Below are 20,902 nucleotides of genomic sequence, written 5' to 3' on the forward strand. Positions count from 1 at the left end.
GAGAAGTGGCGCGGGCGCGTCTTTACTCCTGAATGACCGGTTCGGGCCGGTGACACAGGAGCATTCATCATGAGTGTTTTGTCGAAGGCGGCACTGCCACTGCTGGTGGCCTCCAGCCTGCTTACCGGTTGTGCCACCCACAGCGATGGTAGTGCGCCCCTCAATCAACGGAACTGGCCCCTGTGCAGCCTGCTCGGCGGGTTGGTCGGCGGTGGCCTGGGCGCCATCGAGAGTTCCAGTTGGGCCGCCGGTGCCGGCGTCGCTGGCGCCATCGCCGGTGGCTTGATCTGCTACGCCCAGGATGGCGACGAAGATGGCGATGGCGTCTTCGACCGTCGTGACCGTTGCCCCGATACCCCGGCCGGTACCGCGGTCGACCACATGGGCTGCCCATTGCCGCAATACCCACCCTCCACGCCCAAGGCCGAGGCGCCAGTCCCCGAGGTGATCACCCTCGACGACCAGGGGCAGGTGTTGTTCGCCTTCGACTCGGCCGAGTTGACGGCGGGTGCCAGGGAACGCCTGCTGGCCTTGCTACCCACGCTCAATGACCCCCGTGTGGCCAGCATCAGGGTCATCGGCCACACCGACAGTGTCGGCACCGATGGCTACAACCAGGGGCTGTCCGAGCGTCGCGCCAGCAGCGTCGCTGAATTTCTCATCAGCCAGGGGGTGGCGCCGAACAAGGTGACCAGCCAAGGGCGTGGCGAAAGCGAACCGGTGGCCGAAAACGGCACCGACGAAGGCCGCGCGCACAACCGCCGGGTGGAACTGCACCTCGACTGACTAGCAGGGAGGGAACATGAAATTCATCCTGGGGCTGGGCAAGGCCTTGACGGTGGTGTTCTGGTGGGTGGTGCTGGTGAACCTGTTCATACCCCAGCCGCTGCCATTCAACCTGTTGATCAATGCCGCGGGCATCGCCCTGCTGGGGCTGCATTTCCTGGAGGTGCTGTTCTTCAATGGCAGCCTGCGCGGGCGCAGCCATCGCTGGTTCGACCGCCTGCAGATCCTGCTGACCGGCATCTTTCACGTCATGTCCATTCCCAAGCCGCTGGAGGTGCCGCGCAAGGCGTAGATCGAGGCTGCCGAGGTGGCTCAAACCAGCAGCCGCGAACTGGCCACCGCCACCACCAGCAGCCCCAGCAGCAGGTTGATCCCCACCATCCGTCGTATCCGCCCCAGCACCCCGGCACCTGCCGCCCAATCCTCGGCCTGCACCGCCGCGCGCAGCTCCGGCAGCAGCAGCGCCTGGATCCGCAGGAACAGCGCGAACATGGCGATCCCCCCGCCGATCATCACCTGGATGTAGCGCGGTGCCGTCTCGAAGCCGGCGAAGCGCATATGCAACATGCCGATGCCGCTGATCGCCAGGATCGCTACCGCCAGCCAGACCCATCTGAAGAACCGTCGGAAAACTTCCACCCACAGCCGCAACCGTGCCGGCCCCTCCAGGGCCGCGACCGTTGCCGGGCGCAGCACCAGCCAGGCGAAGAATATGCCGCCGACCCAAACCAGGGCGGCCAGGACATGCAGGGTGTAGGGCAGGGCAAAGGCGAGCATCCGGATCTCCATGCGGCATAAAGGGCAATAGCGGGGTATGATAGCCGGCCCATGCGAAACACTGAAAATATATCCAGCCCTGCGGGCGCCCCCAGATCATGATCAGCAACGAACTCAAAGCCACCATCCAGGGCGCCTACACGCGTTTTCTCGAAGCCAAGAGCCTGCGCCCACGCTACGGCCAGCGCCTGATGATCGCCGAAGTGGCCAAGGTCCTCGGCGACATCGCCTGCGACGACGAAGGCCGCCGCGCCGGCGAGCCCGCCGTGGTGGCGGTGGAGGCCGGTACCGGTACCGGCAAGACGGTCGCCTACAGCCTGGCCGCGATCCCCGCCGCCAAGGCCGCCGGCAAGCGCCTGGTGATCGCCACCGCGACCGTCGCCCTGCAGGAGCAGATCGTCTTCAAGGACCTGCCCGACCTGATGCGCAGCAGCGGCCTGAACTTCAGCTTCGCCCTGGCCAAGGGGCGCGGCCGCTACCTGTGCCTGTCCAAGCTCGACGTGCTGCTGCAGGAGGGCCATGCCCAGTCGGCCACCGCCCAGCTGTTCGAGGAGGAGGGCTTTCGCATCGAGGTCGACGAGAAGAGCCAGAAGCTGTTCAACAGCATGATCGAGAAGCTCGCCGGCAACCGCTGGGACGGTGACCGCGACAGTTGGCCCGAGGCCCTGGAGGACCAGGACTGGGCGCGGCTGACCACCGACCACAGCCAGTGCACCGGCCGCCACTGCCCGAACTTCCAGCAGTGCGTGTTCTACAAGGCCCGCGAGGGCATGGGCAAGGTCGACGTGATCGTCACCAACCACGACATGGTCCTGGCCGACCTGGCCCTGGGCGGCGGCGCCGTGCTGCCCGACCCGCGCGACACCATCTATGTGTTCGACGAAGGCCATCACCTGCCGGACAAGGCCATCGGCCATTTCGCCCACTATTCGCGCCTGCGCTCCACCGCCGACTGGCTGGAGCAGACCGCCAAGAACCTCACCAAGCTGCTGGCCCAGCACCCCTTGCCAGGCGACCTGGGCAAGTTGATCGAGCAGGTGCCGGAGCTGGCGCGGGAGATCCGTACCCAGCAGCAGTTCATGTTCACGCTGTGCGAGCAGGTGGCCGACTTCCGCCCCGGCGAGGACATGGAAGGCCGCGAGCGGCCACGCTACCGCTTCGAGGGCGGCGTGGTGCCGGAGCAGATCCGCGAGGTGGGCATCGAGCTGAAGAAAGGCTTCGCCCGCCTCAACGACCTGTTCACCCGCCTGGCCGACTTGCTCAAGGAAGGCATGGACGGCGAGACCAACATCGGTATCGCCAGCCACCAGGCCGAGGAGTGGTACCCCCTGTTCGGCAGCCTGGTGACCCGCGCCCAGGGCAACTGGGAACTGTGGACCGCCTTCACCGCCGAAGACCCGCAGGACAGCCCGCCGATGGCGCGTTGGCTGACCCTGGCCGAGAGCGGCGCGCTGTTCGACATCGAGGTCAACGCAAGCCCCATCCTCGCTGCCGAGATGCTGCGCCGCAGCCTGTGGAACGTCGCCCATGGCGCCTTGGTGACCTCGGCCACCCTGACCGCCCTGGGCAAGTTCGACCGCTTCCGCATGCGTTCGGGCCTGCCCCGCGACGCGGTCACCTGCGTGGTGCCCAGCCCGTTCCACCATGGCGATGCCGGCCTGCTGCGGGTTCCGGACCTGGGCGCCGATCCGCGCGATGTACCCGGGCACACCGCGGCGATCATCCGCGCGTTGCCCGACATGCTCGAGGACGCCCGTGGCGCGCTGGTGCTGTTCTCCTCGCGCAAGCAGATGCAGGATGTGTTCGACGGCCTGGACCGCGACTGGCGCAAGTTGGTGCTGATCCAGGGCAACCTGTCCAAGCAGGAAACCCTCAACAAGCACAAGGCGCGGGTCGACGATGGCCAGCACAGCGTGCTGTTCGGCCTGGCCAGCTTCGCCGAGGGGGTCGACCTGCCCGGCGCCTACTGCGAGCACGTGGTGATCGCCAAGATTCCCTTCGCCGTACCGGACGACCCGGTCGAGGCGGCGCTGGCCGAATGGATTGAGGCCCGCGGCGGCAATCCATTCATGGAGATCGCCGTGCCCGATGCCTCGCTGCGCCTGATCCAGGCTTGCGGTCGCCTGCTGCGTACCGAGCAGGACCGTGGCGTCATCACCTTGCTGGATCGGCGCCTGGTCACCCAGCGCTATGGCAAGGCTATCCTCAACGCCCTGCCGCCGTTCCGGCGGGAGATTTCCTGACGGCCGGAGCATGATGCGCCGGTCCTCCGTCCACCTCTGTCGTCACCCATCGAGAGGAGAACGACCGCCCCATGATCCGCCGTACCCTGCCTGCCGTGTTCGCCCTGCTGTTCAGCTCGCCGCTGCTGGCCGGGCAGCAGACGTTGTTCAGCTTCGTGCGCCCGGCCTCCGTGGTCACCGTGACCACCACCGATGCCGACCTGCCGCAGTACAACGCGGAGCAGACAGCCGAGGGCGAGGTACTGCGGCGCGTGGTGTTCAACCCGGTGGCGCGGCCGACCTTGCGCTTGAGCCCGCAGAGCGGCGCCTGGGACTGGTCTGCCGGCCAGGCCCTGACGCTGCGCCTGCAGAGCGCCATGGATTGGGCCCTGACCGTGGACGTGACGGTGCAGAGCAGCGACGGCCGTACCCTGACCAGCCGTGTCGACCTGCCCGCAGGGCCCGCGCAGACCGTGATGGTGCCACTCAAGGCCCGTTCGCCGCTGAGCCAGGGCATGCGCGCCGGCCCTCCGATGCCCTGGGTCCATGAGGGCCAGCGCCTGCTGCTGGCCAGCAGTGAGGGGGAGGTCGACCTGGGGCAGGTCGTTTCCGTCAGCCTCAGTATCCCCAACCCCCGGGTAGCGCAGAGCCTGTTGATCGAGAAGGTCGGCATCCAGGACGATGACCTGGCATTCAAGGCGGCCTACGAAGGGCTGATCGACGCCTATGGCCAGTCCACCCGAGGGCGCTGGCCAGAGAAGATCATCAACGACCAGCAGCTCAAGGCCGCCGAGCGCCGCGAACGGCAGCAACTGCAAGGCTGGCTCGCCGAGCGTGGCAAGCAGCGCCTGGACATCTACGGCGGCCTGTTGGCGGGGCCGGTGTTCGAGGCCAAGGGCTTCTTTCGTACCGAGAAGCGTGATGGTCGTTGGTTCCTGGTGACGCCGGAAGGCCACCCGTTCTACTCCCTTGGCGTCAATGCCGTGGCCAGCGACGGCGGGCGCACCTACGTGGCCGGCCGCCAGACCCAGTTCCAGGCCTTGCCGGGCGAGGGCGAGCCCCTGGCGGCGTTCTATGGCGAAGGCAACAACGACGACGGCAATCCGTCGTCGCAAGGGCGCAACTTCAAGCAGGGGCGCTGGTTCGATTTCTATGCCGCCAACCTGCAGCGTACCTATGGCGAGCCTTGCCCGGAGGTACTCGAGGGGCAGACGGCCGAGGTTTGCCCAGCGCCGGCGGTGGATGCACCGCGTTGGCAGGCCCATGCCCTCGACCGTCTGCTGGCCTGGGGATTCAATACCCTGGGCAACTGGAGCGACCCGGCCTTGGGGCAGGCCAAGCGGGTGCCCTATACCTTGCCGCTGTCGATCGTCGGCGATTACGCCAGCATCAGCACGGGCATGGATTGGTGGGGACGCATGCCCGACCCGTTCGATCCACGCTTCGCCATGGCCACTGAACGTGCGGTGGCCATCGCCGCCCGCGATCATCGCAACGACCCTTGGCTGATCGGCTATTTCGCCGACAACGAGCTGGCCTGGGCCGCGCCCGGGGACGACCCCAAGGCCCGCTATGGCCTGGCCTACGGCACCCTGCGCCTGACCACCGACGTGCCGGCCAAGCGCGCCTTCCTCAAGCAGTTGCGCGACAAGTACCGCAACGAGGAGGGGCTGTCCAAGGCCTGGGGTATCGACCTGCAGGGCTGGGAACTGCTGGAGGACCCCGGCTTCGAGGCGCCGCTGCCCAGCCCCGAGCACCCGGAGATCGAGCGCGACTACCAGCATTTCCAGCTGGTGTTCGCCGAGACCTACTTCAAGACCATCGCCGACTCGCTGCAGTGGCATGCCCCGAACCACCTGCTGCTGGGGGGACGCTATGCCGTGAGCACCCCGGAGGCGGTCAAGGCCTGCGCCGAGTTCTGCGATGTCCTGAGCTTCAATTTCTATACCCTCAAGCCCGAGGACGGCTACGACTTCGCCCAGCTGGCCGAGCTGGACAAGCCGGTGCTGGTCTCGGAATTCCAGTTCGGCTCCCGCGACCGTGGGCCGTTCTGGCCGGGGCCGCTGGAGGTCGCCCGCGAAGAGGACCGGGGGCCTGCCTATGGCAATTTCCTCAAGGCGGCGCTGGCCCAGCCGATGATCGTCGGCGCGCACTGGTTCCAGTACCTGGACCAGCCGGCCAGCGGGCGACTGCTCGATGGCGAGAACGGCCATCTGGGGCTGGTGGCCATTACCGACGTGCCGTACCCAGGCTTCGTCAAGGCGGTACGCAGGAGCAATCTGCAGTTGATGGACGAGCTGGGCAGGATCCTGGAAAAGCCGGCGCCCTGATTTTTCGTTGCCCGTACCGGCCCATTCGCGGCGGTACAGGCAGCGCAAGCCTCGAATCCCGACAGCACAGGCGACCACCCAGCCACAGGTTGTTTGCAAATCCGTCAACTACTGAAACAATGCATCCTTTTGTAAGACGAGTCGACGGAGAACAGGCGGGTGCAGATCCAGGGTCACTATGAGCTGAAGTTCGAGGCGGTGCGCGATGCCTTCGCCGCGTTGTTCGAAGATCCCCAGGAGCGTGGTGCGGCGCTGTGCATCCAGGTCGGTGGCGAAACGGTCGTCGACCTGTGGGCCGGTAGCGCCGACAGGGATGGCCAGGAAGCCTGGCACAGCGACACCATCGCCAACCTGTTCTCCTGCACCAAGACCTTCACCGCCGTCACCGCGTTGCAATTGGTGGGCGAGGGCAAGCTGGCCCTGGATACCCCGGTGGCGCGCTACTGGCCGGAGTTCGCCCAGGCCGGCAAGGACGGCGTGACCTTGCGTCAACTGCTCAGCCACCGCGCCGGCCTGCCAGCCATCCGCGAGCTGCTGCCGGCCGAGGCCCTGTACGATTGGCAGGCCATGATCGATGCCCTGGCCGCCGAGGCGCCCTGGTGGGTGCCAGGCAGCGAGCACGGCTACGCTGCCATCACCTACGGCTGGCTGGTCGGCGAGCTGATTCGCCGCGCCGATGGGCGTGGCCCGGGTGAGTCGATCGTCGCCCGCACCGCACGGCCGCTGGGCCTGGATTTTCATGTGGGCCTGGCGGACGAGGAGTTCCACCGCGTGGCGCACATCGCCCGTGGCAAGGGCAACCCCGGCGACGCCGCGGCCCAGCGGCTGCTGCAGGTGACACTGCGTGAGCCGGAGGCACTGTCGACCCGCGCCTTCACCAACCCACCGGCGATCCTCACCAGCACCAACAAGCCCGAATGGCGGCGCATGCAGCAGCCGGCGGCCAACGGCCACGGCAACGCCCGCAGCCTGGCGGGCTTCTATGCCGGCCTGCTCGACGGCAGCCTGTTGGAGTCGGAGCTGCTCGACGAGCTGACCCGTGAACACAGCCTCGGCCAGGACCGTACCCTGCTGACCCAGACCCGCTTCGGCCTGGGCTGCATGCTCGACCAGCCCGACGTGGCCAACGCCACCTTTGGCCTGGGCGCGAAAGCCTTCGGCCATCCCGGCGCCGGTGGCTCGGTCGGCTTCGCCGATCCCGAGCACGATGTCGCCTTCGGTTTCGTCACCAATACCCTTGGCCCCTATGTGCTCATGGACCCCAGGGCACAGAAACTGGTGCGCGCCCTTGGCACGTGCCTTTGATCGGGTTGTGCGGGTATTGCCCGGATCCTTTGACTATCCTCAATGCCAACGCCTGGTGTGCGCGGGCAAAATCTCTTTCAATTTCATGGTGTATCGCTGATGTCTTCACATAAAACCTTAGCACTTGCCCTGTGCCTGGCCGCTACCGGTTGCGCCCAGCACCCGCAGACTGCCTCGAACGACACGAGCCACAGCTGGTGGCCATTCGGCTCGGACAAAGTGGCCGAGCAGGAAGTGAAGGAGGCTGTGACCGAGAAGGTGGCCAAGGCCGAGGCCAAGTCCGAGAGCGGCAGCCGCTGGTGGTGGCCCTTCGGCGGCGCAGAACAGCAGGCCAAGGGCCCGGCGGTGCCGAAGATCGACGAGAAGGCCACCCAGGCCTGGCTGGACGAGTACGAGCCCAAGGTGCGCGAGGCGATCAAGGGCAGCAAGTTCGAGCTGGAGCGCCGCGACGATGTGCTGGCGGTGACCATCCCGGTGGATGGCTCCTACAACCCGGATCGCCCGAACATGCTGCTGCCGATGACCCTGGGCCCGATCACCCGCGTGGCCAAGCTGGCCGAGGCCGATACGAAGAGCGCCGTGCTGATTCTGGGCCACGCCGACAGCAGCGGTGCCGCCGCGGCGAACCAGAAGCTCAGCCTGGAACGTGCCGCGTCGGTGTCGGCGATCTTCCGTCTCAGCGGCCTGGAGCGTGATCGCCTGATGCTCAAGGGCATGGGTTCGGACATGCCGCGTGCGGCCAACGACAGTGTCGAGGGCCGGAAGCTGAACCGTCGGGTGGAAATGCTGCTGACTCCGCAGAACACCATGGTGGCGCTGCTGGCCAAGTACCAGCAGGCCGCCCCGGCACCGGTCGCAGCCTCCATGGTTGCAGTCCAGGACGCCAAGGCGCCGGCAGCCAAGGCCGCCGCCAGCAAACCTGCGGTGAAGGCCCCGGCCAAGACCGTGGCGAAGAAGCCTGCGGCCAAGACCACCGCGAAGAAGGCCTCGACCAACAAGAAAGTAGCCGCCAACAGCCCTGCGAAGAAAGGCAACTGATCGTCTTAAGGAAACGCAGTCATGACCCAATCCCTGGCCGATATGCGCCGCGACTACACCCGTGATGGCCTGGCCGAAGCTCAGGCCCCGGGTGAGCCGTTCGCCCTGTTCCACCAGTGGTTCGCCGATGCGGTGAAGACCGAGCAGCCACCGGTGGAGGCCAACGCCATGACCCTGGCCACTGTCGACGGCGAAGGCCGGCCGCATTGCCGGGTGCTGCTGCTCAAGGGGCTCGATGAGCGCGGTTTCACCTTCTTCACCAACTACGACAGCGCCAAGGGCCAGCAACTGCTGGCCAACCCCTTTGCCGCCATGACGTTCTTCTGGCCGGCATTGGAACGCCAGGTGCGTATCGAAGGGCGGGTGGAGAAGGTCACGGCCAAGGAGTCCGACGACTACTACCAGGTACGCCCGCTGGGCAGCCGCCTGGGGGCATGGGCGTCGCCGCAGAGCCGGGTGATTGCCAGCCGCGAGGCGTTGGAGAACCTGGTCAAGGCTACCGAGGCGCGTTTTTCCGATACCCAGCCGCATTGCCCCGAGCACTGGGGGGGCTATCGCTTGCTGCCCGAGCGCGTCGAGTTCTGGCAGGGGCGCGCGAGCCGCCTGCACGATCGCCTGAACTATCGCCTGGTGGATGGCCAGTGGCTGCGTGAGCGCCTGGCTCCCTAACCCGGATAGGCGGCGGCTTCGCGTTCCAGCCAGGCCGCCAGTTCCTTTCGCTTGATCTTCTGCGCCCGCGCCTGCTCGAGGCGTTGCAGCATGTAGGTGCGCTTGGCTTCGTCGTTGCCGGCCAGCGACAGCGCCAGGTCACGGTCCATCCAGCGTCGCATGCGCACGTACAGCCACCAATGGAAGTACAGGCCCGCGACGGTCGCGACCACGACGATGAAGTAATCCATGGCTATCCTTGGTCAGAATGTTTAGCCGCAACACAGCCGGCGCAGGCTGTACCTGAGCTGAATGAAAACAATTTTATAACCTTTGCGCCGTGACAGTCGTCAATCCACGGCGTCTAATGGACACATGACCTATGGAGAGTTATCCCATGCGTAAATCCGTTTTGCTGGTGGCGAGCTTCACCACCATGTCGCTGCTGCTCGGCGGTTGTGCCTCGAACCTGACGGGCGACAGCTATTCCCGGGATGAGGCCCGTCGCGTGCAGACCGTGCGCATGGGCACTATCGAATCCCTGCGCCCGGTGAAGATCGAAGGTACCAAGACCCCGATCGGCGGTGGCGCGGGCGCGATCGTCGGTGGCGTGGCCGGCAGCGCCGTGGGGGGTGGCCGTGGCAGCATCGTGGCTGCGGTGATCGGTGCCGTTGCCGGTGGCCTGGCCGGTTCTGCCGCCGAGGAAGGCCTGACCCGCACCCAGGGTGTCGAGATCACTGTGCGCGAGGACGACGGCAGCATGCGCGCCTATGTGCAGGAAGTGCAGCAGAACGAGATCTTCCGCGTCGGCGAGCGGGTACGCATCATGACCGTTGACGGTACCAGCCGCGTCACTCACTGAAGTTGCACTAAAAACAAACCCCGACACGGCGAGGCCGGTCGGGGTTTTTTCTTGCCTGCAAGGCGCTGTCAGGCATCCAGCCCCAGGATGTCCCGCGCCACCGCCTCGGCGACGCGAATGCCATCGACCCCGGCCGAGAGAATGCCGCCGGCGTAACCTGCGCCTTCGCCAGCCGGGAACAGGCCCTTGAGGTTGAGGCTCTGGTAGCTGGCGTCGCGGGTGATGCGCAGGGGCGAGGAGGTGCGCGTCTCGATGCCGGTCAGCACCGCATCGTGCAGGTTGTAGCCTTTGATCTGGCGATCGAAGGCCGGCAGTGCCTCACGGATGGCCTCGATGGCGAAATCGGGCAGGCTGGGTGCCAGGTCGCCGAGGGTCACCCCCGGTTTGTAGGACGGCTCGACACTGCCCAGCTCGGTGGAGGGCCGCCCGGCGACGAAGTCGCCGACCAGTTGCGCCGGTGCCTGGTAGTTGCTGCCGCCCAGCACGTAGGCATGGGCTTCCAGGCGCTCCTGCAGCTCGATACCGGCCAGCGGGCCGCCCGGGTAGTCGCGTTCGGGGTCGATGCCGACGACGATGCCGGAGTTGGCGTTGCGCTCGTTACGCGAATACTGGCTCATGCCATTGGTGACCACCCGGCCCGGCTCGCTGGTGGCGGCGACCACGGTGCCGCCTGGGCACATGCAGAAGCTGTAGACCGAGCGGCCGTTGCTGGCGTGATGCACCAGCTTGTAGTCGGCGGCGCCGAGTTTCGGGTGCCCGGCATACTTGCCCAGGCGCGCCTTGTCGATCAGCGATTGTGGGTGCTCGATGCGAAAACCGATGGAAAACGGCTTGGCTTCCATGTAGATGCCCTTGCCGTGCAGCATGCGGAAGGTGTCGCGAGCGCTGTGCCCCAGGGCCAGGACCACATGGCGCGAATGCAACTGCTCGCCGCTCTCCAGCACCACGCCGTTGAGCTGGCCATCGTCGATGAGCAGGTCGGTGACCTTTTCCTGGAAACGCACTTCGCCGCCCAGGGCGATGATTTCCTGGCGCATGTTCTCGACCATGCCGGTCAGGCGGAAGGTACCGATGTGCGGCTTGCTGATGTAGAGGATCTCGTCCGGGGCGCCGGCCTTGACGAACTCTTCCAAGACCTTGCGGCCATGGTGCAGCGGGTCCTTGATCTGGCTGTAGAGTTTGCCATCGGAGAAGGTCCCGGCGCCGCCTTCGCCGAACTGCACGTTGGACTCGGGGTTGAGCACGCTCTTGCGCCACAGGCCCCAGGTGTCCTTGGTGCGCTGGCGCACTTCCTTGCCGCGCTCTAGGATGATCGGTCGAAAGCCCATCTGTGCCAGCAACAGGCCGGCGAAGATGCCACAGGGGCCGAAGCCGACCACGATCGGGCGCTCCACCTGGTTGGCCGGAGCCTGGCCGACGAATGTGTAGCTGATGTCGGGGGCGACGCTGATGTTGCGGTCATCGGCGAACGTGTGCAGCAGTTGCGCCTCGTTGCTCGCTTCCAGGTCGATGGTGTAGATGAACAGCATCTCGCTGTTCTTCTTGCGGGCGTCGTAGCTGCGCTTGAACAGGGTGAAGCTGAGCAACTGCTCGTCGAGGATGCCCAGGCGCTGGACGATGGCCTCGCGCAGGGCCTCGTCGGAATGGTCCAGGGGCAGCTTCAGTTCGGTGATTCGTAGCATGGCAGGATCCAGTATCCCGGCCATGGGGTGGCCGGCGGCTTTACACAAACCGCCAAGTATAAGCTGTTCGCCACCTTGACTGGCAGGATAAACGCATCCGGGCGATCAGTTGTCGCGGGCGCCGCCGTAGTAGCCGCAGCCTTGCAGGGTCTGGCCGTCGATGCGCAGTTCGGCGCGCAGGTGGCGTATCGCGCCGGTGGCGATGTCGACGCAACGCTGCGGAGCGACCCAGAGCTCGATGTGTTGCCCATTGGCTTCGCTGGACAGGCTCAGGCCGCCGTTGGGCATCTGTTCTTCCAGGTAGGGCAGTGGCAGCGGATCCTGGCCGAGCCGTTCCAGGACCATACCCTTGCCGCTGGCCTTGATCGCCCAGCCTGGTTCATGGCCGTCGGCGCGCAGGGTCAGTTGCTTGAAGTTGGGATCGCCGCAGGCATTGGCGGAAGGCTCGAGACGGTACAGGCGCGTCACGTCGAGGCGGCCATCGCTGTCGGCCTGCTTGCTGCCGGCAAGGCGGCCGCGCACGTCGGCGAACAGCGTGTCGCCAGCATCCTCGGCGAGGTTGGCGGCTTCCTGCAGCAGGCCGGTGGCACCTACATCGTTGACCTCGAAGTGGCGGCTTTCGCTGCAGGGCTTGAACAGCAGCTTGCCACCTTCGGCACTCAGTTCGCCCTGCATGCGCGTGGTGCCGATGTTCGGGTCGGTTGGCTTGTTCGCCAGCGCCTGGCAGCCTGCAAACAGGGGGAGCAGGGTGACGAGCAGCAGGGAAGGGGTGACGCGCATGGGGCAGGCTCCGGGCGATCCAGCAAAAGAAGTGGCCACGTTACTCAGCCTGGGGGGCGATCACAAGGTTTCATGTGTTCCGCTCTGTTGGCAGCGGTCTGGTGGGCCGGGCGAAGCCCCAATTGCCATTTGGGGCCGCTTCGCGCCCCATCGCCGGCAAGCTCCCACATGGCCCGTGCAAACCGCATCATGTGTGGTCGACGCGGTCCCTGTGGGAAGCCGGCTTGCCGGCGATGGGCTGCGAGGCAGCCCCAAATATGACAAAGCGCCGCTTAACTGACAGGCGTTGGCCCGAAGGCCCTTTTCCACACCATGACGATCAACCGCCCAGGTAGGCGTCGCGCACCTTCGGGTCGCTGAGCAACGCCTCGCCGGTGCCCTGCATGACCACGTGGCCGTTCTCCAGCACGTAGGCGCGGTCGGCGATCTTCAACGCCTGGTTGGCGTTCTGCTCCACCAGGAACACGGTCACGCCATCGCGGCGCAACTGCTCGATGATGTCGAAGATCTGCTGGATGATGATCGGCGCCAGGCCCAGCGACGGCTCGTCGAGCAGCAGCAGCTTGGGCTTGCTCATCAGCGCCCGGCCGATGGCCAGCATCTGCTGCTCGCCGCCGGACATGGTGCCGCCACGCTGCACATAGCGCTCCTTCAGGCGCGGGAACAGTTGCAGGACCCTGTCCAACTGCTCCTGGTAGTCGCCCTTGCTGGTGAAGAAGCCGCCCATGGCCAGGTTCTCCTCCACGGTCAGGCGGGCGAACACGCGGCGGCCCTCCGGGACCACGGCGATGCTCTTGCGCATGATGTGCGAGGAAGGCTGGCCGACCAGCTCCTCGCCCAGGTACGTGATGCTGCCGCTGTGTGCCTGGGGCGAGCCGCAGAGGGTCATCAGCAGGGTCGACTTGCCGGCGCCGTTGGCGCCGATCAGGGTGACGATCTCGCCCTGGTTGATCTCCACGTTGACGCTGTGCAGCGCCTGGATCTTGCCGTAGAAGGTGGAAACGTTCTCGAACTTCAGCATTTACGCCTCCCCCAGGTAGGCCTTGATCACATCAGGGTTGCCGCGGATCTCCTCCGGCGTGCCGTCGGCCAGGGGCGTGCCCTGGTTGATCACCACGATGTGGTCGGAAATGCTCATCACCAGCTTCATGTCGTGCTCGATCAGCAGCACCGTCACGTTGTGCGACTCGCGAAGGTAGCTGATCAGGGCCTTGAGGTCCTCGGTTTCCCGGGGGTTGAGGCCAGCGGCCGGCTCGTCGAGCATGATGATCCGGGGCTGGGTCATCATGCAGCGGGCGATCTCCAGGCGACGCTGCTGGCCGTAGGCCAGGGTACCGGCGGTACGGTTGGCGAAGGCGGTCAGGTTGACCTTCTCCAGCCAGTACTGGGCCCGTTCCATGGCCTCCTTCTCGCTGCGGCGGAAGCTCGGGGTCTTGAGCAGGCCGGCGAAGAAGTTGGTGTTCAGGTGCCGGTGCTGGGCGATCAGCAGGTTTTCCAGCGCGGTCATTTCCTTGAACAGGCGTACGTTCTGGAAGGTCCGCACCACGCCCTTGCGGGCGATCTGGTGGCCGGCCAGGCCCTGGATCGGCTGGCCATCGAGCAGGATGGTGCCGCCAGTGGGCTTGTAGAAGCCGGTCAGGCAGTTGAACACGGTGGTCTTGCCGGCGCCGTTCGGGCCGATCAGCGCCACCACCTGTTTTTCCTTGACGGTCAGGCCCACGCCATTGACCGCCAACAAGCCGCCGAAGCGCATGCTCAGGCCGCTGACTTGCAGAATTTCGCGGCTCATCGACGCAGCTCCATGTGTGGACGTTGCATAGGCAGCAGGCCTTGCGGACGCCAGATCATCATCAACACCATCATCGCGCCGAACATCAGCATGCGGTACTCGCTGAACTCACGCATCAGCTCCGGCAACAGGATCATCACGATGGCCGCGAGTATCACGCCCAACTGCGAACCCATGCCGCCGAGGACGACGATGGCGAGGATGATCGCCGACTCGATGAAGGTGAACGACTCCGGTGTCACCAGCCCTTGGCGAGCGGCGAAGAAGCTGCCGGCGAAACCGGCGAAGCAGGCACCCAGGGTGAAGGCCGACAGCTTGATCACGGTCGGGTTCAGGCCCAGGGCACGGCAGGCGATCTCGTCCTCGCGCAGGGCTTCCCAGGCGCGGCCGATCGGCATGCGCAGCAGGCGGTTGATGACGAACAGCGCCAGCAACGCCAGCAGCAGGGCTACCAGGTAGAGGAAGATGACCTTGTTGATCGAGTTGTACGGCAGGCCGAAGAACTCGTGGAAGGTCTGCATCCCCTCGGCGGCGCGGCGTTCGAAGGTCAGGCCGAAGAAGGTCGGCTTGTCGATGTTGCTGATGCCGTTGGGGCCGCCCGTGAGGCTGGTGAGGTTGCGCAGGAACAGGCGGATGATCTCGCCGAAGCCCAGGGTCACGATCGCCAGGTAGTCACCGCGCAGGCGCAGCACCGGGAAGCCCAGCAGGAAGCCGAAGATGGCCGCCATCAGGCCGGCGATCGGCAGGCACACCCAGAAGCTCAGGCCGTAGTAGTGCGACAGCAGGGCGTAGCTGTAGGCGCCGACGGCGTAGAAGCCGACGTAGCCCAGGTCGAGCAGGCCGGCAAGGCCCACCACGATGTTCAGGCCCAGGCCCAGCAACACGTAGATCAGGATCAGGGTGGCGATGTCGACCGCGCCACGCGAGCCGAAGAACGGCCAGACCAGCGCCACCACGATCAGGCCCAGGATCACCCAGCGCTGGGTCTTGGGCAGGGTCAGGTAGTTGCTGACGGCTGGCGGGATCAGCTTGCGCTCGGAGCGCCCGCGCATCATCGAGTTCCATTGCTTGTCGAACAGCACGCGCAGGAACATCAGTACCGAGCAGACGGTGATGACCGTGAGGGTGAACGGGCCCTGGCTGTGGACCACCAGCCGGATGCCGTCGATGCTGAGTTTCAGGCCCAGCACCGGGAAGGCCACGGCCCAGACCAGGGCGGCGCTGAACAGCGCCTGTTTGAGATGTCTGTTCATACTTTTTCAACCTCCGGACGGCCCAGGATGCCGGTCGGCCGGAACAGCAAGACGAGAACCAACAGGCCGAACGCCACCACGTCCTTGTACTGGTCGCCGAAGATGTCGGCGCCGAAGGCTTCCGCCACGCCCAGCACCAGCCCGCCGAGCATGGCGCCCGGGATGCTGCCGATGCCGCCCAGTACCGCCGCGGTGAAGGCCTTCAGGCCCACCAGGAAGCCGGCGTTGGGGTTGATCACCCCGTACTGCATGCTCAGCAGTACGGCCGCCACCGCCGCCAGGGCGGCACCGATGACGAAGGTCAAGGCGATGATGTTGTTGGTGTTGATGCCCAGCAGGTTGGCCATCTTGAGGTCCTCGGCGCAGGCGCGGCAGGCGCGACCCAGACGGGAACGGGAGATGAACAGGGTCAGGCAGGTCATGGCCACGAGGGTGACCACGAAGACCAGGATCTGCATGTAGGACACCAGCACCTCTTGCGCGCCGCCCGGCCCGAAGGAGAAGGAGCCCGGGATCAGGTTGGGGATGGACTTGTCCTTGGAGTCCTGCGACAGCAGGACGGTGTTCTGCAGGAAGATCGACATGCCGATGGCGGAGATCAGCGGGATCAGGCGGTTGCTGTTGCGCAACGGCCGGTAGGCGACCCGTTCGATGCTATAGCCATAGGCACTGGTCACGACCATGGTGGCGATGAACGCCACGGCCATCAGCAGCGGCAGCGAGTCGATGCCCATCATGGCCAGGCCCGCCAGGGCGATGAAGGCCACGTAGGAACCGATCATGTACACCTCGCCATGGGCGAAGTTGATCATGCCGATGATGCCGTACACCATCGTGTAGCCGATGGCGATCAAGGCGTAGGTGCTGCCGATGGTCAATCCATTAACCAGTTGTTGGAAGAAATGGTAGATCTCAGGCATTTACAGCGCTCCTAAAAACCTGATTAGCATTTCGCTGGCGGGTGATGAACCCGGCTCGCCTCGTAGGCGTTGGCAACGAGGGCGGGCACGGCCAGGGAACCGCGGGTGACGGTTTTAAGATTTTCAGGTGAACCCCCTCCCGGATCGCGGGAATCGGGCCCATGAACCTCGTAAAACAAAGCCCACTGCTCACACAGTGGGCTTCCAGTTAGCTAGTCACGCTGTTACTGAGGGGAGACTTCGGTCTTCGGCTTGCCGAAGTGCCATTCGTAGACCACGAACTTGAAGTCCTTCAGGTCGCCTTTCTCGTCGAACGACAGGTCGCCGGTCGGGGTGTGGAAGGTGCCCTTGTGGATTTCCTCGGCGACTTTCTCGGCGTCGTCGCTGGTGCCGGCGGCCTTGATGCCATCGGCGATCACCTGGACGGCGGAGTAGGCCGGGAACACGAACGGACCGCTCGGATCCTTGCCGTCACCCTTGATGGCGTCGACGATCGCCTTGTTCGCAGGATCCGCGTCGAAGGACTTGGGCAGAGTCACCAGCAGGCCTTCGGAGGCGCTCTGGGCGATCTGCGAGATGGAGTCGTTGCCCACGCCTTCCGGGCCCATGAACTTGGCGTTCAGGCCTTTTTCCTTCGACTGGCGCAGGATCAGGCCCAGCTCTGGGTGGTAGCCGCCGTAGTAGACGAAGTCGACGTTGTTCTGCTTGAGCTTCTGGATGATCGAGGAGAAGTCCTTGTCACCGGCGTTCAGGCCTTCGAAGACGGCGACCTTGACGCCCTTGCCTTCGAGGGTCTGCTTGACCGCGGTGGCGATGCCTTCGCCGTACTGCTGCTTGTCGTGCAGGACCGCGACGACCTTCGGCTTGACGTGGTCGGCGATGTAGTTGCCGGCGGCCGGGCCCTGGGCGCTGTCCAGGCCGATGGTGCGGAACACCAGCTTGTAGCCACGGGCGGTGATTTCCGGGCTGGTGGCGGCTGGGGTGATCATGATCACGCCTTCGTCTTCGTAGATGTCGGACGCAGGCTGGGTGGAGCTGGAGCACAGGTGGCCGACCACGAACTTGACGCCATCGTTGACCACCTTGTTGGCGACCGCGACGGCCTGTTTCGGGTCGCACGCGTCGTCGTATTCCTTGGCCTCGAGCATCTTGCCGTCGACGCCGCCCTTGGCGTTGATGTCCTCGATGGCTTGTTTGGCGCCGATGAACTGCATGTCGCCGTACTGGGTGACCGGACCGGTCTTGGGACCGGCGATACCGATCTTGATGGTGTCGGCGGCAAACGAATGGCTGGCGACCCCGGCCAGGACCATTGCGGCGAACAGCTTGGAAATCTTGATCATAGTGCTCCACTCATTCTGTTGTAATTCTTATAGTCCTGGCGGCCAGGGCTACAGATCGGGCGGGAACGCCGGCATGGCCACGCCATGTCGCAAGCCCACCTTCCCCCGGAACGTGTCCCGGAACTGTACCGGTACAGTGTAGAGCGCTGTCCAAGCGCTTGAAAAGCGGGCGAAAAGCGTCTGTTTCCCGGGGTGTCGCCTGGTCGACACAAAGATACAGAAAAGCGCCATTACTTTGCCTGCATCCCTGGCCCCACCCCACAAGTTCGGGGCCAATCGACCAAATTACATATTTGAAACCGGGTTTTTCTGCAAAAATGCCGGCCTTTTCATTGGCCGTTTTTCTGCTGGTAGGAACCCATGACTGATCAAGCAAGCACCCTCTATGCCAAATTGCTCGGCGAGACGGCAATCATCGAGTGGAAGGCACTGGAGCGTTTCTGGGCCAAGGGTGACCTGATTTGGGTCGACCCGAGCCTGGACCTGATCGCCGTTGCCGAGGCGATGGCCGAGAATCGCAGCGAGATCTTCGCCAAGTGGCGTAACGATGGCACTGTCGCCCCGGTCACTGCGCAGCAGGCGCTAGACCTGCAGAACCGCGATCCGCAGATCTGGGCGGTGGTGGTTTCGCCATTCGTGGTGATGCAAGAGAAGAAAGCGCAGTGAGGCTGCGCTTTTTTGGTGCGTGAAAACGCACAGGTCTTCCGTGCTGGTGCGTATCGACGTTCAGGTGGGGTGGATGTTGGTAACAGTCGGGTGAGTGATTCGGCTGCGCGGTAACAGTTTACGGTATGCGTAATGGGGGCCGCTTCGCGCCGTCAGTAGTCGACCCGCCCGGTATGGTTGTTCAGCGAGATCACCCGCGTCTTGCCGATCCGGTGGCGGAAGATCTCGCGCAGGTACTTCACCGCCTTCTTCACGCAGTCGCGCGACAGGCGGATGTCGTTGATCGAGACGAAGCGGCTCTTGTCATTGATCAGTTCGCGGTACTTCTTCTCGTACATCGGCTTGATCGCATACCAGTTGGTGTCGAGGATCTTCGCCGGGTTCTCGAACTCGTTGAGCAACTCGTCGATGCGTGCCTCGTCGAACTGCTCGCTGGTGATGAACTCGAGGATGGCGTTGTCCAGGGTGTCGTCGAAGCGATACGGGTTGCGGGCGAAGCAGCGCTTGATGAAGGCCACGATCAAGGTCAGGAAGTCGTCCGACAGGCACGGGCTCTTGGCGATCAGGGTGGTCAGCGAGAGGTTGGCCGAGGCGCCGATCACCAGGGCGTAGCGCTTGAGGGTGGTGTTGGGGAACAGGCTGTTGAGGTGCGTCTTGAGCCGGTTCAGGTCCATGTACGACAGCTTGTAGTCCTTGGGCAGCGAAACGATCGACACCACCGACGAGCAGTTCTTGAAAAAGTGCAGGTCATGCAGCGCCGCCGCGTCGTAGCCCGAAGCCTGGTACTGCTCCAGGGCCGCGCGGTAGCGGCGTGACTCGATCGGCAGCAGGCTGATGCCTTCGATGGCCTGGGTCTGCTTGTTGAAGTGCGGCAGGTCGATGGAGCGCAGGAACAGGTCGTCGATGTCCAGTCGCGGGTTTTCCTTCTCGAACACCTTGAACTTGTCCGAACCGGGCACAGGCTGCTCCGGCACCACCGATTCGGCATAGGCGATGGCCACCGGGCCGGCCAGGCTCATGAACAGGTCGTTGGCATCCAGGCGAATGGTCTCGCCGATATCGATGCCGGCACGGCGGAAGTAGTTCTGGTCGTAGTCGGTGGTCACCGCCTGGGCCGTGAGGATGTTGAAGATCTGCTGGGAGATGTACTGGTTGGCGTGCTTCTCCATGGCGTTGACGTCGATGTTCTGGATCGTGCCGTCGTCGTTCTCCTCGGCGTAGCGCATGATGTCGTTGGAAATCAGCATCATCGCGTTCCACGGGCGGATGCGGCCCATGACGCTGGCTTCGCTGCTGTCTTCGTTGTCGAAGTTGTACGAGAAGTCCCACTCTTCCGAGAGGTACTTGCACAGCAAGCGCCCGGCGTTGATGTGCAGGGCTTCGGACATCTCGCTGCGATGGTCGGAAACGTTCGGCAGTACGCAGATGCCGCTGGTGAAGATCGGCTCGAAGACGAACGAATGCCCGCTCTTGCCGTCATTCTCGTCGGCCGGCTTGGTGTCGAAGGTTTTGTTCATGTACGAGTACTGCTGGGCCAGGCCGAACTCCGAGGCCATGCCCGAGCCAGTGCCGCCACCGGCGCTGAAGATGTAGAAATACAGACGCGACTGGTTGGCCTTGATACCGCAGGAGTCGATCAGGTACGAGTGGATCAGCTTCCAGTCGCTGCTGGAGAAGCGCTGGGTGTCCTTGTTGAGGATGATCTTGGCCAGGTACTGGCCGAGGATCGGCGCATTGCCGGCACCGCCGGCGTGGACCTCGGACAGGTCCATGATCTTCATCTTGCTGTAGTCGCGCAGGAAGCCCCCGCGCTCGCCCTTGCGCGAGAAGCGGATGCGCCCGGCGATGTCCTTGTCCAGGTCGCCCAGCATCACCAGCGGCTCGACCAGGAATACCGGCTTCGCCACCTTGTTCTGCACCAGGCGCAGGTTCTGGCGGATCCAGCGTGCCGGGCTGTAGCCGGCCTCGCCCTTGTTGCGCTCCTCGTTGTTGAACTCGTTGAGGAAGAAGGTGCGGGCGTTGTAGACCAGTTCTGCCACGTCCAGGGCGATGTTCGAGCCGCAGCGGCCCAGGCCGATCAGGCACACCGAGGGGAACTGCTGTTCGAGGCGTAGCTGGCTTTCGTCCTCGACGTGCAGGTTCTGCGGGAACACCAGGTCGCGCAGGCCGTCGAGGTTGTCGAGGATGCGCTGGATGTCCTGCTCGGTGTAGTAGAGGTATTGTTGCGTCGGCAGCAGGCGCGTGGGCTGCAGGTCCCGCGGGGACAGCGCGGCCGGCGAGGAAGAGGGGATCGACGACTCGGGCAGCGCATTGGCAGAAGTGTTGGTAGAGGTCATAGTGCGCCATTCGCCTTGGGTGGTGGGCCGTCGACAGGTATGTCATCTGGCCATCATTGGGAAATTTCGCGACTGTATCAGTGCGCCTTTCACGTAGGCGATAGGGGTTTGCCTTATATCCCATGAGTTGTCTTGTCGCCTTCGCAGTGCATCGCCCGATTGCCC

The 20,902-nt window shown here is 64.7% G+C and carries 19 protein-coding genes; 9 read left to right on the plus strand and 10 right to left on the minus strand.

All coding sequences use genetic code 11. The annotated features are described in order from the left end of the window. Window positions 1–69 precede the first annotated feature (69 nt). Window positions 70–786, plus strand: coding sequence for an OmpA family protein (locus ABFA30_RS09010; protein WP_225788150.1), 717 nt, complete (start codon window positions 70–72; stop codon window positions 784–786). 16 nt (window positions 787–802) lie between these two features. Continuing rightward, on the plus strand, window positions 803–1,078 hold the full coding sequence (locus ABFA30_RS09015) for a DUF1145 domain-containing protein (protein WP_225788151.1): 276 nt from the start codon (window positions 803–805) through the stop codon (window positions 1,076–1,078). Between the two features lie 20 nt (window positions 1,079–1,098). On the opposite strand, the gene ABFA30_RS09020 is transcribed toward ABFA30_RS09015, so the two are convergent. Continuing rightward, window positions 1,099–1,563, minus strand: a complete 465-nt coding sequence (locus tag ABFA30_RS09020; RefSeq protein WP_410045356.1) for a CopD family protein — start codon at window positions 1,561–1,563, stop codon at window positions 1,099–1,101. A gap of 98 nt (window positions 1,564–1,661) precedes the next feature. Here ABFA30_RS09020 and dinG point away from each other — a divergent pair, with 98 nt between their 5' ends. The 5 genes from dinG to pdxH all read left to right on the plus strand — a co-directional run bounded on the left by dinG (window position 1,662) and on the right by pdxH (window position 9,127). Beyond that, the gene (dinG, locus tag ABFA30_RS09025) at window positions 1,662–3,806 is read left to right on the plus strand and encodes an ATP-dependent DNA helicase DinG (protein ID WP_225788153.1); all 2,145 of its coding nucleotides are present in this window, start codon (window positions 1,662–1,664) and stop codon (window positions 3,804–3,806) included. 71 nt (window positions 3,807–3,877) lie between these two features. Then, the gene (locus ABFA30_RS09030; protein ID WP_225788154.1) at window positions 3,878–6,115 is read left to right on the plus strand and encodes a beta-galactosidase; all 2,238 of its coding nucleotides are present in this window, start codon (window positions 3,878–3,880) and stop codon (window positions 6,113–6,115) included. 159 nt (window positions 6,116–6,274) lie between these two features. After that, complete coding sequence (locus ABFA30_RS09035) at window positions 6,275–7,420, plus strand: serine hydrolase domain-containing protein (RefSeq protein ID WP_253081553.1); 1,146 nt, start codon at window positions 6,275–6,277, stop codon at window positions 7,418–7,420. 99 nt (window positions 7,421–7,519) lie between these two features. After that, window positions 7,520–8,458, plus strand: a complete 939-nt coding sequence (locus ABFA30_RS09040) for an OmpA family protein (RefSeq protein WP_225788156.1) — start codon at window positions 7,520–7,522, stop codon at window positions 8,456–8,458. Between the two features lie 21 nt (window positions 8,459–8,479). Continuing rightward, window positions 8,480–9,127 (plus strand): pyridoxamine 5'-phosphate oxidase, encoded by a 648-nt coding sequence (gene pdxH / locus ABFA30_RS09045; RefSeq protein WP_225788157.1) that lies wholly within the window; start codon window positions 8,480–8,482, stop codon window positions 9,125–9,127. Here pdxH and ABFA30_RS09050 read toward each other — a convergent pair. Further along, window positions 9,124–9,357, minus strand: coding sequence for a hypothetical protein (locus ABFA30_RS09050; protein WP_225788158.1), 234 nt, complete (start codon window positions 9,355–9,357; stop codon window positions 9,124–9,126). The two genes, pdxH and ABFA30_RS09050, sit on opposite strands and share 4 nt — an antisense overlap. A 146-nt stretch (window positions 9,358–9,503) precedes the next feature. Between ABFA30_RS09050 and ABFA30_RS09055 the strand changes: the two genes are divergently transcribed. Then, complete coding sequence (locus ABFA30_RS09055) at window positions 9,504–9,968, plus strand: glycine zipper 2TM domain-containing protein (RefSeq protein WP_225788159.1); 465 nt, start codon at window positions 9,504–9,506, stop codon at window positions 9,966–9,968. A gap of 68 nt (window positions 9,969–10,036) precedes the next feature. On the opposite strand, the gene ABFA30_RS09060 is transcribed toward ABFA30_RS09055, so the two are convergent. From ABFA30_RS09060 to ABFA30_RS09090, 7 genes are all read right to left on the minus strand, one after another. Next, entirely contained in the window at window positions 10,037–11,650 is a 1,614-nt protein-coding gene (locus tag ABFA30_RS09060; RefSeq protein ID WP_225788160.1) for an NAD(P)/FAD-dependent oxidoreductase, read from the minus strand. 105 nt (window positions 11,651–11,755) lie between these two features. Continuing rightward, window positions 11,756–12,430 carry a COG3650 family protein gene (locus tag ABFA30_RS09065; protein ID WP_253081554.1) on the minus strand — a complete coding sequence of 225 codons (675 nt, stop codon included), beginning with the start codon at window positions 12,428–12,430 and terminating at the stop codon, window positions 11,756–11,758. A gap of 319 nt (window positions 12,431–12,749) precedes the next feature. Further along, a complete protein-coding gene (locus tag ABFA30_RS09070) occupies window positions 12,750–13,451 on the minus strand; it encodes an ABC transporter ATP-binding protein (RefSeq protein WP_225788162.1) in 702 nt (233 codons plus the stop codon). Continuing rightward, window positions 13,452–14,219: a high-affinity branched-chain amino acid ABC transporter ATP-binding protein LivG gene (gene livG, locus ABFA30_RS09075; RefSeq protein ID WP_225788163.1), complete on the minus strand. Its 768-nt coding sequence runs from the start codon at window positions 14,217–14,219 to the stop codon at window positions 13,452–13,454. Continuing rightward, window positions 14,216–15,472 carry a high-affinity branched-chain amino acid ABC transporter permease LivM gene (locus tag ABFA30_RS09080; protein ID WP_225788164.1) on the minus strand — a complete coding sequence of 419 codons (1,257 nt, stop codon included), beginning with the start codon at window positions 15,470–15,472 and terminating at the stop codon, window positions 14,216–14,218. The genes livG and ABFA30_RS09080 overlap by 4 nt, the downstream gene beginning before the upstream one ends. After that, window positions 15,469–16,392: a high-affinity branched-chain amino acid ABC transporter permease LivH gene (gene livH, locus ABFA30_RS09085; RefSeq protein WP_225788165.1), complete on the minus strand. Its 924-nt coding sequence runs from the start codon at window positions 16,390–16,392 to the stop codon at window positions 15,469–15,471. Before livH ends, ABFA30_RS09080 begins: the two co-directional genes overlap by 4 nt. Window positions 16,393–16,616: 224 nt before the next feature. Beyond that, the gene (locus tag ABFA30_RS09090; RefSeq protein ID WP_368816456.1) at window positions 16,617–17,735 is read right to left on the minus strand and encodes a branched-chain amino acid ABC transporter substrate-binding protein; all 1,119 of its coding nucleotides are present in this window, start codon (window positions 17,733–17,735) and stop codon (window positions 16,617–16,619) included. A gap of 360 nt (window positions 17,736–18,095) precedes the next feature. On the opposite strand from ABFA30_RS09090, the gene ABFA30_RS09095 reads away from it, so the two are divergent. Then, a complete protein-coding gene (locus tag ABFA30_RS09095) occupies window positions 18,096–18,401 on the plus strand; it encodes a DUF2288 domain-containing protein (protein WP_225788167.1) in 306 nt (101 codons plus the stop codon). 152 nt (window positions 18,402–18,553) lie between these two features. Here the strand turns inward: ABFA30_RS09095 and ABFA30_RS09100 are convergent, their stop codons facing one another. Further along, window positions 18,554–20,737: a hypothetical protein gene (locus tag ABFA30_RS09100; RefSeq protein WP_225788168.1), complete on the minus strand. Its 2,184-nt coding sequence runs from the start codon at window positions 20,735–20,737 to the stop codon at window positions 18,554–18,556. Window positions 20,738–20,902 lie beyond the last annotated feature (165 nt).

This window comes from Pseudomonas sp. HLMP (genome assembly GCF_046365545.1).
Classification (GTDB): Bacteria; Pseudomonadota; Gammaproteobacteria; order Pseudomonadales; family Pseudomonadaceae; genus Aquipseudomonas; species Aquipseudomonas guariconensis_B.